The 15,765-nt window shown below is 68.4% G+C and carries 16 protein-coding genes; 5 read left to right on the top strand and 11 right to left on the bottom strand.

Annotated elements, in window-relative coordinates; translation table 11 throughout:
- Positions 1 to 13: 13 nt before the first annotated feature.
- Complete coding sequence (locus RS84_RS10170) at positions 14 to 1,270, top strand: MFS transporter (protein ID WP_045257680.1); 1,257 nt, start codon at positions 14 to 16, stop codon at positions 1,268 to 1,270.
- Between the two features lie 10 nt (positions 1,271 to 1,280).
- On the opposite strand, the gene RS84_RS10165 is transcribed toward RS84_RS10170, so the two are convergent.
- Positions 1,281 to 2,321 carry an aldo/keto reductase gene (locus tag RS84_RS10165; RefSeq protein WP_045257679.1) on the bottom strand — a complete coding sequence of 347 codons (1,041 nt, stop codon included), beginning with the start codon at positions 2,319 to 2,321 and terminating at the stop codon, positions 1,281 to 1,283.
- Positions 2,322 to 2,430: 109 nt separating this feature from the next.
- Here RS84_RS10165 and RS84_RS10160 point away from each other — a divergent pair, with 109 nt between their 5' ends.
- Together RS84_RS10160 and RS84_RS10155 are read left to right on the top strand one after the other, a co-directional pair.
- On the top strand, positions 2,431 to 2,832 hold the full coding sequence (locus RS84_RS10160; protein WP_045257678.1) for a VOC family protein: 402 nt from the start codon (positions 2,431 to 2,433) through the stop codon (positions 2,830 to 2,832).
- Between the two features lie 63 nt (positions 2,833 to 2,895).
- Positions 2,896 to 3,513 carry a TetR/AcrR family transcriptional regulator gene (locus RS84_RS10155; protein ID WP_045257677.1) on the top strand — a complete coding sequence of 206 codons (618 nt, stop codon included), beginning with the start codon at positions 2,896 to 2,898 and terminating at the stop codon, positions 3,511 to 3,513.
- A gap of 118 nt (positions 3,514 to 3,631) precedes the next feature.
- Here RS84_RS10155 and RS84_RS10150 read toward each other — a convergent pair whose 3' ends face one another.
- Both RS84_RS10150 and RS84_RS10145 read right to left on the bottom strand, forming a co-directional pair.
- Positions 3,632 to 4,756, bottom strand: coding sequence for a Gfo/Idh/MocA family protein (locus tag RS84_RS10150; RefSeq protein WP_045257676.1), 1,125 nt, complete (start codon positions 4,754 to 4,756; stop codon positions 3,632 to 3,634).
- Positions 4,753 to 5,577 (bottom strand): sugar phosphate isomerase/epimerase family protein, encoded by an 825-nt coding sequence (locus RS84_RS10145; RefSeq protein ID WP_045257675.1) that lies wholly within the window; start codon positions 5,575 to 5,577, stop codon positions 4,753 to 4,755. The genes RS84_RS10150 and RS84_RS10145 overlap by 4 nt, the downstream gene beginning before the upstream one ends.
- Before the next feature lie 196 nt (positions 5,578 to 5,773).
- Between RS84_RS10145 and RS84_RS10140 the strand changes: the two genes are divergently transcribed.
- Together RS84_RS10140 and RS84_RS10135 are read left to right on the top strand one after the other, a co-directional pair.
- Positions 5,774 to 5,974 carry a hypothetical protein gene (locus RS84_RS10140; RefSeq protein WP_045257674.1) on the top strand — a complete coding sequence of 67 codons (201 nt, stop codon included), beginning with the start codon at positions 5,774 to 5,776 and terminating at the stop codon, positions 5,972 to 5,974.
- The gene (locus RS84_RS10135; RefSeq protein ID WP_045257673.1) at positions 5,971 to 6,165 is read left to right on the top strand and encodes a hypothetical protein; all 195 of its coding nucleotides are present in this window, start codon (positions 5,971 to 5,973) and stop codon (positions 6,163 to 6,165) included. The genes RS84_RS10140 and RS84_RS10135 overlap by 4 nt, the downstream gene beginning before the upstream one ends.
- Positions 6,166 to 6,243: 78 nt before the next feature.
- Here the strand turns inward: RS84_RS10135 and RS84_RS10130 are convergent, their stop codons facing one another.
- From RS84_RS10130 to RS84_RS10095, 8 genes are read right to left on the bottom strand one after another with little or no spacing between them, the layout of a single operon-like run.
- Positions 6,244 to 7,893, bottom strand: coding sequence for an amidohydrolase (locus RS84_RS10130; RefSeq protein ID WP_045257672.1), 1,650 nt, complete (start codon positions 7,891 to 7,893; stop codon positions 6,244 to 6,246).
- Positions 7,894 to 7,934: 41 nt separating this feature from the next.
- The gene (locus RS84_RS10125; RefSeq protein ID WP_045257671.1) at positions 7,935 to 8,414 is read right to left on the bottom strand and encodes a DUF3237 domain-containing protein; all 480 of its coding nucleotides are present in this window, start codon (positions 8,412 to 8,414) and stop codon (positions 7,935 to 7,937) included.
- Between the two features lie 13 nt (positions 8,415 to 8,427).
- Complete coding sequence (gene nikE, locus RS84_RS10120; protein ID WP_052676317.1) at positions 8,428 to 10,107, bottom strand: nickel ABC transporter ATP-binding protein NikE; 1,680 nt, start codon at positions 10,105 to 10,107, stop codon at positions 8,428 to 8,430.
- Positions 10,104 to 10,967 carry an ABC transporter permease gene (locus RS84_RS10115; protein WP_045257670.1) on the bottom strand — a complete coding sequence of 288 codons (864 nt, stop codon included), beginning with the start codon at positions 10,965 to 10,967 and terminating at the stop codon, positions 10,104 to 10,106. The genes nikE and RS84_RS10115 overlap by 4 nt, the downstream gene beginning before the upstream one ends.
- Positions 10,964 to 11,917: an ABC transporter permease gene (locus RS84_RS10110; protein ID WP_235281456.1), complete on the bottom strand. Its 954-nt coding sequence runs from the start codon at positions 11,915 to 11,917 to the stop codon at positions 10,964 to 10,966. Before RS84_RS10110 ends, RS84_RS10115 begins: the two co-directional genes overlap by 4 nt.
- A gap of 7 nt (positions 11,918 to 11,924) precedes the next feature.
- On the bottom strand, positions 11,925 to 13,571 hold the full coding sequence (locus tag RS84_RS10105; protein ID WP_045257669.1) for an ABC transporter substrate-binding protein: 1,647 nt from the start codon (positions 13,569 to 13,571) through the stop codon (positions 11,925 to 11,927).
- A gap of 42 nt (positions 13,572 to 13,613) precedes the next feature.
- A complete protein-coding gene (locus RS84_RS10100) occupies positions 13,614 to 14,075 on the bottom strand; it encodes a DUF3237 domain-containing protein (protein WP_045257668.1) in 462 nt (153 codons plus the stop codon).
- A complete protein-coding gene (locus RS84_RS10095) occupies positions 14,072 to 15,739 on the bottom strand; it encodes a CocE/NonD family hydrolase (RefSeq protein WP_045257667.1) in 1,668 nt (555 codons plus the stop codon). The genes RS84_RS10100 and RS84_RS10095 overlap by 4 nt, the downstream gene beginning before the upstream one ends.
- Positions 15,740 to 15,765 lie beyond the last annotated feature (26 nt).

The following is a 15,765-nucleotide window of genomic DNA, read 5'->3' as shown; positions in this document are numbered from 1 at the left end:
TAGAGTGTCGGGCATGTCTGCACCGTCTCCGACGCACGTCAGCGCCGCGGCACCCACGACCCGCGCGCAGCGCCGGTTGATGCCGTGGCTGCTCATCATCAACGCGGCGATGCTCACCGGATTCTCCGGCTTCATCGTGATCTTCCTGCCTGATCAGATCCAGCAGATCGACGCCGCGAACAAGGTCGGCAACCTCGCGATCGTGTCGGCAGCAGCATCCGTCGGCGCGATCATCGTGCATCCGCTCGTGGGCGCGCTGTCAGATCGCACCCGCAGCCGCTACGGGCGTCGTACGCCCTGGCTGATCGTCGGCGGCGCGACCGCCGCCGTCTTCATGATCGCGATGTCGCTCACCACCGAGCTGTGGAGCGTCCTGATCGTCTACGTGCTCCTGACCGTGGGCCTCAACACGATCGGCACGGCGCAGTCGGCGGTCGTTCCCGATCGTCTGCCGCGCGAGCAGTTCGGCGCGGCATCCGGCGCCCTCGCCGTCGGCGCGTTCATAGGCATGGGTCTCGGCGTGGGACTCGCCGGTGTCTTCGCGAACAGCGTCGGAATCGGCTACCCGGTGTTCGGGGCGGTGGTACTCGGGGTCTGCGTGCTCTTCACGATCTTCAACCGCGACGAGCCCTCGCTCGACATGGCACGCGAGCCGTACCGCTGGAAGCGCTTCTTCGCGAGCTTCTGGGTGAGCCCGCGGACGTTCCCCGACTTCTGGTGGGCGTTCGGCGGCCGATTCCTGCTGATCCTCGCGTACCAGAGCGTGCAGTCGTATCTGCTGTACATCCTGCGCGACTACGTCGGGTTGTCGGATGCCGAGTCCACCGCGCTGAGCATGCCGCTCACCGCGGCCATGCTGGTCGGTGCACTGCTCACCGCCTATGTGACCGGCAAGATGAGCGACCGGCTGAACCGCCGCAAGGTCTTCGTGCTGATCTCGTCGGCGATCATGGCCGCCTCGCTCGTGATCCCGCTGGTCGCCCCGAGCGTCGCCGGCATGTTCGCCTTCGCCGGGTTCTTCGGACTCGGCTACGGCGTCTACCTCAGCGTCGACTCCGCCCTGATGAACGAGGTGCTGCCGACAGCGGATGCCGCGGCGAAGGATCTCGGCATCCTCACGATCGCGACCACGCTGCCGCAGGCGCTCACTCCCCTGATCGTGTGGGCGCTGATCGCTCTCACCGGCAGCTACACCTCGGTCTTCCTCGCCGGAATCGTCTTCGCCCTGGCCGGCGCACTCACGGTGCTGCCGATCCGCGGCGTGCGCTGAGCCTCGGGGCTCAGCTCACCGAACCGCCGACGGGAGCCGCGAACTCGTCGAGCGCGGCGACGACGTCGTCGGACAGCGTGACCTGGCTGGCCGCCACCGCGTCGTCGATCTGCGAGGTGCGCGAGGCGCCGATGATGGCCGTCGTGACCACGGGATCGCGCAGCACCCAGGCGATCGCGAGCTGCGGGATCGACAGGTTCGCCTCCTGGGCGATCCGGTCGATGCCGCGGATGCGGTCCAGGTAGCCGTCGGTGAGCGCCGAGCCGTTCAGGAAGAAGCTGTTCGCGGCGCGCGAGTCGGCCGGGACGTCGCCGTCGATGTACTTGCGGGTCAGCAGGCCCTGAGCGAGCGGTGAGAAAACGGCGCTGCCCACCGAGAGCTCGCGCAGCAGCGGGAACAGCTCGGCCTCGGGAGTGCGGTCGAACAGCGAGTAGCGGGGCTGGTGCAGCAGCAGCTTCACGCCCTGCTCCGCCAGCAGCTCGTACGCCCGCTTGGCGAGCGGAGCCGGGTAGTTCGAGATGCCCACGTAGAGCGCCTTGCCGCTGCGCACGATGTCGGCGAGCGCGGTCGCGGTCTCTTCGATCGGGGTGTCCGGGTCGACCCGGTGCGAGTAGAAGACGTCGACGTAGTCGGTGTTCATGCGCTGCAGGCTCTGCTCGAGAGAGCGCACGAGGTACTTGCGGGATCCGCCGTCTCCGAAGGGTCCCGGCCACATGTCGTAACCGGCCTTCGTCGTCACGAACAGCTCGTCGCGGTAGCGGGCGAGACCGCTCTCGAGCACCGCCCCGAACGTCGACTCGGCGGAGCCGTACGGCGGACCGTAGTTGTTCGCGAGGTCGATGTGCACGACGCCGCGATCGAACGCGTGCAGCACGATCTCGCGCTGGCTGTCGAATGAGCGGTCGCGCCCGAAGTTCTGCCAGAGCCCGAGCGACACCTTGGGCAGCTGCACGCCGCTGGCGCCCGCGCGCTGGAACGGCACGTCGGTGTAGCGGGTGGCGGCGGCCTCGAAGGGACGCGTGAGGCGGGGGTCGTCAGCGGCGATGGGCATGGTGCTCCTCGGGACGAGAACGGGGGATGCTTCAGGATAGCGTTTTCTGCGCCTATCCAGCCGGTTGTGACCACTGGACAGCCAGCTCCGATCGGCGGATGCTGAATCCATGACCGCCTTCCAGACCACGCACGCCTTCAGCGGGTTCAGCGTCGACGACATCGACGCCGCTCGCACCTTCTACGCCGAAACGCTCGGACTCGACGTCACGACCAACGCGATGGGGTTCCTCGACATCCGTCTGGCCCCCGGGGGATCGATCCTCGTGTACGCGAAGCCGAACCACACCCCGGCGAGCTTCACGATCCTGAACTTCCCGGTCGACGATGTCGACGCGGCCGTGGACGATCTCAACGACCGCGGTGTCGTGACGAAGATCTACACGGACCCCGACTTCGGCACCGACGACAAGGGCATCGCACGCGGCGGCGGACGGGGACCCGACATCGCCTGGTTCACGGATCCCGCGGGCAACGTCCTCTCCGTCCTCTCCGCCGCTCCCCCTGCGTGAGATACCGGCCGTTCAAATAACCTCCACCTGGAGGTTTTTGGTCATGATCGGTATCATCAGGACATGACCGGCTCTCCAGAGGACGCGCCTGAAGGCGAGGTGCGTCCCAAGGGACGGTACCCGAAGGGCGTCGCCCGGCGGCAGGAGATCCTGGACAAGGCGATCGAGGTGTTCGCGCGGCGCGGCTCGCAGAAGACGAGCCTGCGCGCGATCGCACAGGAGGTCGGGGTCACGCATGCCGCGCTGACGCACTACTTCGGCTCTCTGGAGGAGCTGCTCGTCGAGGTGTACCGGGAATCGCAGCACAAGCCCGGCCCGGAGCGCCCCCTTCCCCCCGACGCGAGCCCGGCGATGGCGATGAGCATCTCCGCCGAGGCGAACCGCGAGATACCGGGACTCGTGCAGCTGTACTCGACCCTCGTGGCGATGGCACTCGAAGACAATCATCCGATCGCGCACAGCTTCGCGACCGAGCGCTTCGCGCGGCTCCGCGACGACATCGCCGAGCAGGTCGAGCAGCTGCAGGCATCGGGCCATGTTCGAGCCGATCTCGATCCCGTCCTGGTCGCGGCCCTCGTGATCGCGGCCTCCGACGGCCTGCAGATCCAGTGGCTCCTCGACGATGGGGTCAACCACGAGGCCGCCCTGGAGATGCTCGATCGGCTGCTGCGCGGAATCTGAGCCGGCATCCGCTCTTCTCCGCATCCGCGTCGCAGGGCGCGCACTTCTTCCCCGCCGCCCCGACACGCCACAGGGCCGCGACCCCACCGAAAGGTGAGCCCGCGGCCCTGAAGATCGCTCAGAGAGTCGCCGCGAAGGGGTCGAATCCCTCCGGCAGCAGCGGCACGGGGGCCACTGTGCTCTCGACCACGACGGTCTGTCCCGTGGCGGCCGATTCCTGCGCCGAGAGCAGGATGTCGAGCACGTGGAACCCGAGTACGCCGGATGCCACGTGCGGGCGGCCCTCGGCGATCGCGCGCACCATGTCGAGAGCGCCGAGGCCGCGGCCGACCTTGACGTCCTCGTGCTCGATCTCGATCCATTCCTGTTCGAACGACATGCCGTCGCGGATCACGCCGAGCGGCTTGACGTAGGCGATGCGACCGGCGAACTGGTTCGGGTCGGCGATCACGATCGTGCCCTCGGTGCCGTGGATCTCGACGACCCCGTGGCGCTCGAGCGCCGAGTCGAAGCTCAGCAGGCTCTGCGCCGACGTTCCCTGCTCGAACGCTGTGACGATCTGAATCGTCGACGGCACCTCGACGGGGAACGTGGTTCCGGCGTTGGGTCCGGTGTGGATCTCGCGCTCTTCGCGGGCCTTGGTGCCGACGGCCGCGATGCGGTCGACGGGTCCGAGCAGGCTCACGAGCGCCGAGAAGTAGTACGGGCCCATGTCGAGCAGCGGGCCGGCGCCCTGCGCGAAGAGGAATGCGGGGCTCGGATGCCACAGATCGGGGCCCTGCGTCTGGAACGTGGTCTGCGCGAAGAGGGGGCGGCCGATGACGCCGTCGTCGATCGCCCGACGAGCGGCCTGGAACGCGGGGCCGAGCAGGGTGTCCGGGGCCGAGCCGACACGCAGGCCGGCAGCATCCGCCTCGCGGAGCAGCTCTGCTGCGCCTTCGCGGTCGAGGCCGAGCGGCTTCTCGGTCCACACGTGCTTGCCTGCGGCGATCGCCTTGCGGGAGACCTCGATGTGCACGGCCGGGATCGTCAGGTTGATGACGAGGTCGACGCCGGGGTGCGCGAGGACGTCGTCGGCGCTGCCGAACGCGGGCACGCCGTGCTTCTCGGCCTGCGCCTGGGCACGGTCGAGGAGCAGATCTCCGACGATGAGCACCTCGACGTCGGGGAAGGCCGAGAGGTTCTCGAGGTAGGTGTCGCTGATGACGCCGACGCCGATGATGCCGATGCCGACCGCGCTCATCGGGCGAACCCGCCTTCGATGAGGAATGCGTAGCTCGCGGCGATGTCGGCGAAGACGTCGCCCGGAGCCTTGTCGTACTCGATGACCGCGTACTTGAGGGCGGATGCCGCGCGCAGCGCGTCTGCCAGGGGCACGTCCCCGGTTCCGGCGTGACGCTGGTCGAGGCTGTCGGAGCCGAAGTCACCCGCGCCGGGAGCGAACGGGTTGCTTGCGGGGGCGATGCCGTCCTTGACGTGCGCGGCGACGAGTCGGTCGCCGAGGCGGGAGACGAGGGCGGCGACGTCCTGGCCGCCGGTGAGCGCCCAGTACAGGTCGAGTTCGAGCACGACGCGCTCATCCGTGAGCTCGACGAAGCGCTCGTAAGCCGTCTGGCCGTCGAAGTCGGCGACGAACTCTTGAGCGTGGTTGTGGTAGCCCACCTCGAGGCCGAAGGTCGCGGCCGTGTCGACGAGAGCGTTGAGGCGATCGGCGATGTCGGTCACGCCTTCCAGCGTGAACCAGCGGTCGGGCGCGACGAACGGGTCGATGACCGTCTTCAGGCCCACTTTCGCAGCAGCCTCGAAGACGACCTCGGGGGCCGGCGTCGGGATGGAGCCGTCCGGCGTCCACAGCTCGTCGGAGAGCAGCGGCGCGTGACCGGTGGGCGAGGCCAGGCCTGACGCGTCGAGCGCGGCGCGGATCTCGTCAGGGCGACGGACGAAGTCGAACGCCTCGACGTTGCGAAGGCCGATCGCGGCGAGCTTGTCGAGCGAGCCTTCCATGTCGGCGGAGAACTCCGCTGCGAGTGTGTACAGCTGAACCGAGGTTTCTGGCAGGGCCACGATGACCTTCCTTGCTAGTGAGAACGAGGGGCATCTTCACTGCCCTGCGGCCAGGCTAGCAGAAACCTCCACATGGAGGTATCTATTTCTCCGCAGATCCCCAGGCCCGGTTCCGCATCGCATCCCGCGCTGGTATGACACGGATCTCATCCCATGGCACGATGACACGACCGTCGTGAGCGACGACGCTGGAGTCATGCCCTCCGCATCTCCCGCACAGAAGACTCCGACCGGCCCCCTCTCCTCCGCCGCCGACCGCTCGCACTCGGGCGGCGCCTCGTTCGGCGCGCTCGCCTACGCCGCCGGCACCCTCGTCCAGATCGGGACGCGGTCGACCCCGTACGTCAGGAGTCTCGACCTGCCGACCGGGTCCGATCTCGGAGGCCGGTCGCGATGACCACGCTCCGACACGTCGGGATCGGCGCGCTCGCCGTGGTGCTCGCGATCATCGAGGTGCTCGCGCTCGCGTTCACCGCGATCGTCATGACCCTCGTGGTCGTCGCCGCGTTCATCGTGCGGGCGTGCGCCGACGCGGCGGAGCGCCGGCGGCTCCGTCGCGGGCGCCGCGCGGTCACCGTCGCGGTCTGAGCCCGACGTGCCGCAGCTTCTGTTCGCGCTCATCAGCCGAGAGCGATGACGCCGGAGTCGTGCCATCCGAGCCGCGGCTTACTCTTCGAACACGACCTCGCCGCCGACGACGGTGAGGACCGTGCGCATCGTGACGAGAGCGGATGCAGGCAGCGAGAACGGGTCATCGCTCGCGATCGCGACATCCGCGCGCTCGCCGACGCGGATCCGCCCCGGCTGACCCAGCACCAGCTCGCTCGATCCGCTCGTGTAAGCGGCGAGCGCCTGTTGCAGAGACAGCGCCTGGTGCTCGGCGTCGAGCGTCTGCGGCTGCGCTCCGTCGGGCATGGCGGGAGCCTCGACACCCGGAGGAAGCGGCGCCCACCGGTTCACGGTCACGTGGATCGCCAGCCACGGATCCGCGGGAGAGACCGGCCAGTCCGACCCCATGGCCAGGGCCGCACCGGCATCCGCCATCGTGCGGAACGGGTATCCGGTCTGCATCCGATCGTCGCCGATCAGCCCCGCCAGGAACGGATCGGGCGAAGCCCACAGTCCCTGGATGTTCGCGGTGATGCCGAGCGGCCCGAAGCGTCTGGCGTCGTCGGGCTGCACCATCGACAGGTGCGCGATGTGGTGTCGCGGGCCCGCGCCATTGACCGCTCGTGCCGACTCGATCGCGTCCAGAGCGACGCGGATGCCGCGATCGCCCATGATGTGCAGGTGAAGCGCGAAGCCCTCGGCGTCGAGCTGCTGCACGAAGTCGCGGATCGCCGCCTCCTCGAAGTGCAGGTTTCCCGCGAAGCCGTCGCTGTGGTCGCAATATGGCTCGAGCAGGGCGGCTGTCCGACCATGCGGGACGCCGTCGATCATGGCCTTCGCAGTCGACGTGTCGAACCCTGCCTCGGCGTTGCGCTCGCGCAGCTCGACGAAGCGCGCGACCAGAGCCGGGACCTCGTCCTGCTGAAGCCCGGGTTCGATCCACAGCGCGCCTGAGGTGAGGCTCTTGAGCGTGCCGTCGGCGATCGCACGCAGGTAGCCGCCGGTGCAGTCGGCCTTGCCGTTGTAGACGCCCAGGATCGCCTCGTGCCATCCAGAGACGCCCAACGACCACAGGTGCTCCTGCGCGTTGAGCAGTCCCGCATGGATCTCCTCGTCTGTGGCGGCCGGTATCACCCGGCCGACGAGCTCCGCCGCCGTCTCGTTCAGATATCCGCACGGCTCGCCCGTCTCGTCGAGGTGGATCTCGCCGTCGTGAGGCTGCGGGGTGTCGCGGGTGACTCCGGCGAGTTCGAGCGCCTTCGAGTTGACCCACAGGGTGTGGTGCCCCGCATCGCTCAGCGCCACGGGCCGGTCGGGGACGATCGCGTCAAGCTGGTGGCGTGTCGGCGCGGGGAAGATCTCATGGTCCCAGCCGCCGCCGGTCAGCCAGTACGAGTCGCTGCGCGCCGCCGCCTCCCGGATGAGCGCAAACGTCTCCTCCGCGCTGCGCGCCGGCGTCAGGTCCAGGCTCATCCGCTCGACACCGGCGAACGCGGCATGGACGTGCGCGTCGACGAACCCCGGATGGATGAGCCCGTCCGCAGCGTTGACGACGCGGGTGCTGGCGCCGATGAGGGCGCGCACGTGCTCATCCGAGCCGACGCGCACCACGCGATCGCCGGACACGGCGACCGCTGTGCTCTCTGTGAGGACGGCGCCGTCGAACACGCGGCCTCCGACGATGACGAGATCTGCGGATGCGGTCATGATGTACGGCTCCAAACTCGGGTGGAAGGACGTTCTGTCTGTCAGATCAGGCGGAACACGCGGATGATGACGAAGCCCGGCTCGGCGCGTGCATAGCCGATGAACTGGGACTCTGTGAGCCAGGCGAGCTCCGGATGCTCTGTGCGGAAGACGAACGCCGTCCGATAGTACAGATCCTGTTCGGCAACCTCCTCCCCCTCCACGAGCCGCTGGAACGTGCGCTCATCGGCGCGCCAGATGCCGCGGTTGACCACCTCGACTCCGGCCGTGCCGTCGACCACCTCGGCCGCGATGACGTAGCGGGCGTCGAGCGTGACCATCAGGCCTCGTCCGTTCCACCAGTCGCCGCCGGAGTCGAGCACCGCACCGCGCAACCGAGGTCCGTCGACGGTGCCCCCGGAGACCCGCGCGAAGTGCAGGCCCTCCCCGGGAACGCCGCCGCCCAGGGGCAGCGCGTCCTCGACGCGGCAGCGCAGCTCGAAGCAGTATTCGAACGCGGGGTTCATCAGGGGCTCGGGCATCGGCTTCCTCCTGTCATCTCGGCACGATCGTGCTGCGGGTCACCGCGGGCATCGCCTGCGTGCGTCCGAGTCGGCGGCGGCGTGGCGCCCATCCCTCGCGCGGAATCGAGTCGAGCAGGATCTTGGTGTAGTCGGCCTGCGGACTGTCGAGGATCTCGGCAGCGGTCCCCCGCTCCTCGATGACCCCCTGTCGCATGACCACGACATGGTCGCACAGCCGGCGGATCACCGTGAGGTCGTGCGTGATCATCAGCAGCGCGACGCCGGTGTCGCGCCGGATTCCGTCCAGCAGGGTCAGGATCTCGACCCGAGTGGTCACGTCGAGTGCCGAGACGGCCTCGTCCAGGATCAGGAGCATCGGCTCGGCCGCCAGGGCGCGCGCGATCGCGACACGCTGCCGCTGTCCGCCGGAGAGCGCACGCGGCCTGGCGTCCAGCAGCGCCTCGTCGAGCCGGACGTGCCCCATCAGCTCGCGGATCCGAGCGGCGATCGCGTCGCGGCCCGCCGCAGGGCGGTGCACGCGGATCGCCTCCGCGAGGCACTGCCGGATGCTCTGGCGCCGGTCCAGCGATTGATAGGGGTCCTGGAACACCATCTGCGCGATCTTCGCACGCGCACGCCGTTCACGTCCGCCGCGCGCCGGCACGCCCCAGTCCTGCCCGGCGACCATGACGCTGCCGCTGTCGGCGCGCTCGAGTCCCAGCAGCACCCTGGCCGTCGTCGACTTGCCCGAGCCCGACTCCCCGACGATTCCGAGCGATCCGCCCGGGTCGAGCCGCATCGACACGCCGTCGACTGCCACGAGGGTCTCCCGCGCACCGCCGGCCGATCGCACGGCGTAGGTCTTGCGCAGCTCCTCGATCTTCACGATCGGCTCAGCGGCGACCTGCTCCGCCCTGATCGGAGGCGCTTCATCGAGCGACGCCGCCATCAGCAGCCTGGTGTAATCGTCCTTCGCATCGCGGCGCATCGTGGCGGCAGTCAGAGTCTCGACGATGCGCCCGTGCTGCATGACGTCGACGCGGTCGCAGACCGCCCCCGCGAGAGCGAGGTCGTGCGTGATGAAAAGCAGCGCCAGGTCGCGGTGCGCACGCAGGTCGGCGATGACCGCCATGACCTCCTCCTGCGTCGTCACGTCCAGCGCCGTCGTGATCTCGTCGGCGAGAAGGATGTCCGGATCCATGGCCAGGGTCGCCGCGATCATGACCCGCTGCAGCAGGCCTCCGGACAACTCGGACGGATGCTGCCGCATCCGCCGGCCGGGATCGTCGATGCCGACCTCATCCAGCAACTCGAGCGATCGCGCATATGCGACCGACCGCTTGTCGCCCGCCACATGGATCATCGCCTCCGTCATGAAGTCGCCGATCGTGCGCAGCGGGTTCAAGTGCGCTCGGGGCGTCTGAAAGACCATGCCGATGCGGCGCGCGCGGAGCTCGCGCAACGCCCCCGCGCTCATGTCGCCGAGATCGCGACCGTCGACGCGGACCGAGCCGCTCGTGGTGAAGCCCTCGGGGAGCAGACCGGCGACGGCGCGCACCGTCAGGGTCTTTCCCGACCCCGACTCGCCCACGAGTCCGCGCGCCTCCCCGCGCTGCACGGCGAGCGAGCTGCCGAAGACCAGCTGCCGGGGGCCGTCCGGCCCCGGGGCGAAGATGCCGAGATCCGCGATCTCGAGTACGGGAGCGCTCATCTGTCCTTCTCCTCCGCCCAGGCGGTGACTTTGGCGCCGACTATGCCGACCGCCAGCACGGTGACGACGACGAGGATCGCCGGGAACACCGACTGCTCGGGCGCACCGGCGATGATTCCCGCCTGACCGGCGGCGATCATGGAACCCCAGTCGGGGGCGGGCGGCTGCTGCCCGAGGCCGAGGAACGAGATCGCGGCGAGGTCGAGCATCGCATAGCCGAAGCCGATCGCCATCTGCGCGGCCACGATCGGCACCAGAGCAGGCACGAGGTGACGGAAGCAGATCGCCGCGCTTGAGACGCCCTGCACCCGCAGCGCAGCCATGTACGGCTTGCCGAGCTCGCGGGCCGCTGCCGTCTGTGAGAGCCGGGCGACCACGGGGATGTACGCGATCGACAGCGCCACGACGGGTGCCATGAGTCCCTTGCCGAACAGCGCGACGGCCAGCACGGCGACCACCAGGCCGGGAATCGCGAAGATCAGATCGACGATGCGGGCGATCACCCCGCTGACCCAGCCGCCGAACCAGGCGCCGGTGAGCGCGAGCGTCACCCCGAACACGGTCGACAGGACCACGACGACGACGGGAGCGAAGACACTGGCCTGCGCGCCGACGAGGGCGCGGGAGAAGATGTCTCGCCCGAGGTCGTCAGTGCCGAACAGATGGGCCGCGCCTGCCACGCCGTTGACCGGACCGGTGTACAGCTCGTAAGGATCGTGCGGCGCGAGCACCGTGCCGAAGAGCGCCAGGACGGCGATGACGGCAAGCACGGTGAGGGCTGCGAGAGACAGCCAATCGTGCTTAGCCGCACGCCTGGCGACGGCGGGCACGGCTCCTTGAGCGATCTGAGCGATGCTCATGTCCGGCTCCCCCCGGTGACGCTGGTCGGGTCGATGAGAGTGCTGACGAGATCAGCGACCGCGTTGAGCACCACGAAGATGGTCACCAGCAGGATCGACACGATCTGCACGACGGGCAGATCAGAGCGCGCCGCTGCCTGGACGAGCAGGGATCCTATGCCGCCGAGCCCGAAGGCCACCTCGGCGATGGCCGACGCGGCGAACAGCCCGGCGATGGTCGTGCCCGAGATGGCCAGAATCTGCGGCGACGCGTTGCGGAACACGTGGACGCGGAAGACCCGACCGCGTGGGATGCCGCGTACTCGCGCGGTGTCGACATGCTCGGAGTCCAGCTGCGCGATCAGTGAGCTTCGGGTGATGCGGCTGACGTACGCCAGGAAGAGGACGGCGAGCGAGACCGCGGGAAGGATCAGATGCCACAGCCGATCCCAGCCTCCGCCGCCGGCGCCGTAGACAGGGAACCAGCCGAGCGACACCGCGAAGATCCAGATGAGGAGGATCGCGATCACGAACGTCGGAAGCGCCATGCCCAAGGATGTGAGAAGTCCCACGGCGCGGTCCACGACGCGCCCCTTGGTGGCGGCGAGGATGCCGGATCCCACTCCGAACACGAGGATGATCACGACCGTCAGCAGCACGAGCTGCAGAGTGAGGCCGAACCGTGGACCGATCAGCGTCATGACGTCGGTCTTGTACACGAACGAGCGTCCGAAGTCTCCCTGCAGCACCCCGACGAGCCAGTGCCAGTAGCGGACCCACACCGGGTCGTCGAGATGGTACTCGGCGCGGATCTGATCGATGAGCTCGGGGGTGGGCTTCGCGCCGCCGGCCAGAGCTGCGATGGGATCGCCAGTCAGCAGAACGGTCGAGAAGACCGCGATGCTCGCGAGGACCAGCGTCAGCAGCAGCCCGCCGAGTCGGGCCAGAAGTGTTCGTGTCAGGACGCTCACGATCCGCTCATCGCTTTCCGCCGAGGTGCAGAGCCCACGGGCTGCTGTACACAGCAACAGAGGTCGTCACACCTGTCAGATCCCGGTTCAGGTAGGTGAGCTGATACGTCCCCGCCAGGGTGATCTGAAGCATGTCTGGAGCGAAGACCTCTTGCGCGGCGACGAACTCGTCGGCTGCTGTCTTCGGATCGGTCGCGCTGCGCGCGGCCATCATATGTTGCGTCACGGCGGCGTCGTCATAGCCGCTCCAGTTGAAGATCCCGCCCGCTTCCGCGGGCAGGACGAACAACGACGGGTAGCCGAGCACGCCCGGGGTCTCCAGGTACCCCTGGGTGGCCACGAAGTCGATGCCCTCCCGCTGGCTCGGGTCGTAGAACATCGCACCGAAGTCCGAGGCCTGCTTCTCGTCGATCTCGATCTTCAGCCCGATCTCCGCACCGGCGCTCTGGATTATCGCGGCCGTCTGCTGGAACTCCTTGGCGCCTGCGGGCACTGCCACCACGAGCGGCGTGCTGACGTCTTCACCGCTCTCTTCGACGAGCTTCTTCGCGCCCTCGATGTCGACCTTCGGTGTGGCGAGCGCGTCGTAGGCGTCCTGATAGACGCTTGCCTCGTCCATGGCCGAGAACGAGAACGGACCGACCACGGTCTTCTGGACGTAACCGAGCCCGTTGACGACCGTCTTCAGATACTGCTCGCGGTCGATCGCCATGCTCAGCGCCTGGCGGATCTTCGGATTCGCCCCTGCCCCGGTCGCCGATGCAGGTCCGAAGCTGTAGGACGCCGTGGAATGCCCGACGGTGAGCGCACCGGCCCCCTCGCCCTCGAACGCGGCGCGTGAAGCTGGCGGCACGTTGAACGCTCCGTCGATGTCGCCCTGCGTGAGCGCCGTGGTCAGCGTCGAACTGTCGCTGACGAACGTGTATGTCATCTTCTTGACGAGCGGAGCACCGCCCCAGTAGTCCTCGTTCGCCGTGGTCACGATCTCGCTGCCCGGCTTCCATCCGCCCTTGTCGAGCTTGTAGGGTCCGGTGCACATGAGGCCGCCGTCGGCGGTGCCGAGCGCATCGCCGGCTGAGTCGCCGTACGCCTTCTGCATGACGGCACCGCCTTGGCCGGCCAGCGCGTCGCGGAACGTCGTGTCCGGGGCGATGAAGTGAACGGTGACCTCGTGCGGACCCGTGGCGACGATGCCGGCGGCGGGGTCCGGCACGACGAGCGCGAACGCGCTGTACCACTGCGACGCCGGGTTCATGCTCTGGCGCAGGCTGTACACGACGTCGTCGGCCGTGACCGGCGTGCCGTCCCAGAACCTCACGTCGTCGCGGAGTTCGATGACGAAGGTGACCGGGTCGACGAACTCGGCGCTCTCCGCGATGCCGGGCTGCACCGAGAAGTCCGGCTGCAGCGACAGGAGGTTGTCGCACAGATTCGGGATGATCAGATTCGCCGACGATGCCGGACTCAGAGTCGCCGGCTCACCTTCGACGATCGCCCAGGTCACCTCTTCGACGGGCTCGGTGCCCGCAGGCAGCGAATCGACCAGGGTGGAGTCGGCGTCGACGTCTGGGGTGCCGCCGTCCCGGGGTGCACAGGCAGTGAGGGCGAGCGCGGCGACGCATGTCAGCGCGACCACCATTCCGGTTCTCTTCATGGTGCTGTTCCGTTCGGGTTGAAGGGTGGGGGTCTCGGGTGATCAGGTCAGGAGGAACACGCGGATGCAGACGGCGCCGTCTTCGTCGCGAGCGAGGCCGACGAATTGGCTCTCGGCGAGCCAGCGGTGCTGAGGAGCATCCGTCTGGAACACCGGGGCGGTTCGGAAGTAGAGGCCGGGATCGTCCTCGGGGACGTCCTCCCCCGCCTCCATCCGGCTCCAGACCTCTGGAGTCGCGCGGAAGTAGCCGCGGTTGAGGATGTCGATCACCGCTCCGTCCGCCGCCTTGATCAGGTACCGCGCCTCAAGCTGCGCGGTTCCGAACCGCTCCACGGCCCAGTCGCCGCCGCCGGACAGCACCGTGCCGGAGAGCCGAGGTCCGTGGACGGTTCCTCCGGTGACCGGCGTGAACGACAGCTTCTCCTCAGGGCCGCGCCCGATGTGCAGATCAGGAGCGATCTCGGCGCGGATCTCGAAGACGTACTCGAGCGAGGGCTCGATCATGGCAGATTCCCTTCGAGAACGGTGAGAGTGAGTGAGAAGGCGCTTTCGCCGCCGATCACGAGAGTCTGCAGGTTCGTCCTGGTGTCCCCCCATGCCCAGGGGTCCGCCCCTGTTCCCGGTTGCGGGAGGAACTCGGGGTAGTCGCTGCTGGAGACATGGATGCGGAGCCGGTGCCCCGTACGCAGCCGATAGCCGATCTGGCCGAGATCGATCTGCAGGGTCTCTGCAACGGCAGCATCGTGCAGCTGCAGTTGACCGCGGGCGATCCGCAGGGCACTGCCGTCGGGTGCGACGTCGAGGAGCCGGATGAAGCAGTCCATGACCGGCCCGTCGGAGCTGACCCTGACCCGAGCGGTCACTGGGCCTGCGAGATCGACGTCGGCCTCGAGGACGGGGCCGTCGAAGCGGAGGACGTCGGCGCGCTCGCCGACCGGCGCCTCATCCGGAAGGGCGAGAAGAAAGGCGAACGCGTCAGGCGCGCTGGAGGGCACCAGGTCATCCGGATCGTGAGTCCACTGGCGCGTGGTGACGGAGTCGGGGCGTACGTCGGAGAGCTCTCCTGCGGCCGTCGCGTAACGGGTGACGCTGCGCGCCCCTTCCGGGGGCCAGGTGCTGCTCTCGCGCATCTCGTTCGTTCCAGCGAGACTCCAGGTGACTCGCGGAATCGCGGTGGCTGAGCCCTTGCCGCGGACGAACACCTCGAAGAACTCCAGGGTCGGATCGAGCGTGCGCGGAAGCAGCGCCCGGATCTGCTCCTCGGAGCGCTCCATGACCCGATCGATCGGCTCCTCGTCGAGCCGGAAGCTCTCATGGTCGATCGGCTCGATGCGCAGGTAGTGGTGCGCATCCCAGTTCGGATGCCGTCTGATCGTCTCTACATCCGCCCAGGAGAGCGGTGCGCAGTTGTCCCACCACCCGATCGTGTGCAGCGTGGGGACGGAGCGGCCGGCGAAGGGGCTGCCCTGCGGGAATCGGGGAAGCAGGACCTGATGCGGATACCACTGGTCGTACGAGAGTCCGCGCCGACCCATCTGATCGATGAACTCCTCGGCCTGCGCGGCGAAATCGCGGCGCGACCAGTCCGGCTCCCAGTGCAGCGCGTCGTTCTCGAAGAACTGCGTGAGCGGGTACATGTAGGTCACGCCCCATTCGACCCGCCTCGTCCGCGCCGTGTCATCTCGGCGCACGGGCTCGCCGAGACGGGTCCCGGTGACGCGCGGTGAGATGGCCTTCAACGCGGGATGACCGCTGGCGGCCGCCGCCCACTGCGTGTAGCCGTAGTAGCTGTCGCCCCACATGGCGACCCGGCCGTTCGACCAGGACTGCTGCGTGATCCACTCGATCGTGTCGTACCCGTCGTCGACCTCGTTCACGAAAAGAAGCGCGTCGCCTTCCGAGCGGAACTTGCCCCGGACGTCCTGCGCGACCACACGATAGCCGTGTCGGGTGAAGTACTCGGCCACCAGGGGGATGAAGCAGTACACGCCGGATTTGTCATAGGGCAGCCTGATCAGGATCGTGTCGCCGGGCAGGGCATCCGTTTCCTCGCCGACGGCCGGGAGATAGACGTCTGCTGCCAGCAGAACCCCGTCGCGGGCACGGATCCTGACCGCGCTCGAGAGTGGGCTCTCGGGCGCTGGGGGGATGCGCAAGACGTCGTGCATGTCACTCCTTCGAGACAGTCGCGACG

This window comes from Microbacterium hydrocarbonoxydans, assembly GCF_000956475.1.
Taxonomy (GTDB): domain Bacteria; phylum Actinomycetota; class Actinomycetes; order Actinomycetales; family Microbacteriaceae; genus Microbacterium; species Microbacterium hydrocarbonoxydans_A.
Note: the sequence above shows the minus strand (reverse complement) of the source record. Positions and strands in the feature narration are given on the sequence as shown.

Coding starts and splice junctions, on each gene's coding strand:
- nikE (WP_052676317.1), bottom strand. CDS start 10,107: ATGAGCGCTCCCGTACTCGAGATCGCGGATCTCGGCATCTTCGCCCCG.
- RS84_RS10160 (WP_045257678.1), top strand. CDS start 2,431: ATGACCGCCTTCCAGACCACGCACGCCTTCAGCGGGTTCAGCGTCGAC.
- RS84_RS10155 (WP_045257677.1), top strand. CDS start 2,896: ATGACCGGCTCTCCAGAGGACGCGCCTGAAGGCGAGGTGCGTCCCAAG.
- RS84_RS10100 (WP_045257668.1), bottom strand. CDS start 14,075: ATGATCGAGCCCTCGCTCGAGTACGTCTTCGAGATCCGCGCCGAGATC.
- RS84_RS10105 (WP_045257669.1), bottom strand. CDS start 13,571: ATGAAGAGAACCGGAATGGTGGTCGCGCTGACATGCGTCGCCGCGCTC.
- RS84_RS10140 (WP_045257674.1), top strand. CDS start 5,774: ATGCCCTCCGCATCTCCCGCACAGAAGACTCCGACCGGCCCCCTCTCC.
- RS84_RS10115 (WP_045257670.1), bottom strand. CDS start 10,967: ATGAGCATCGCTCAGATCGCTCAAGGAGCCGTGCCCGCCGTCGCCAGG.
- RS84_RS10165 (WP_045257679.1), bottom strand. CDS start 2,321: ATGCCCATCGCCGCTGACGACCCCCGCCTCACGCGTCCCTTCGAGGCC.
- RS84_RS10170 (WP_045257680.1), top strand. CDS start 14: ATGTCTGCACCGTCTCCGACGCACGTCAGCGCCGCGGCACCCACGACC.
- RS84_RS10095 (WP_045257667.1), bottom strand. CDS start 15,739: ATGCACGACGTCTTGCGCATCCCCCCAGCGCCCGAGAGCCCACTCTCG.
- RS84_RS10130 (WP_045257672.1), bottom strand. CDS start 7,893: ATGACCGCATCCGCAGATCTCGTCATCGTCGGAGGCCGCGTGTTCGAC.
- RS84_RS10150 (WP_045257676.1), bottom strand. CDS start 4,756: ATGAGCGCGGTCGGCATCGGCATCATCGGCGTCGGCGTCATCAGCGAC.
- RS84_RS10135 (WP_045257673.1), top strand. CDS start 5,971: ATGACCACGCTCCGACACGTCGGGATCGGCGCGCTCGCCGTGGTGCTC.
- RS84_RS10125 (WP_045257671.1), bottom strand. CDS start 8,414: ATGCCCGAGCCCCTGATGAACCCCGCGTTCGAATACTGCTTCGAGCTG.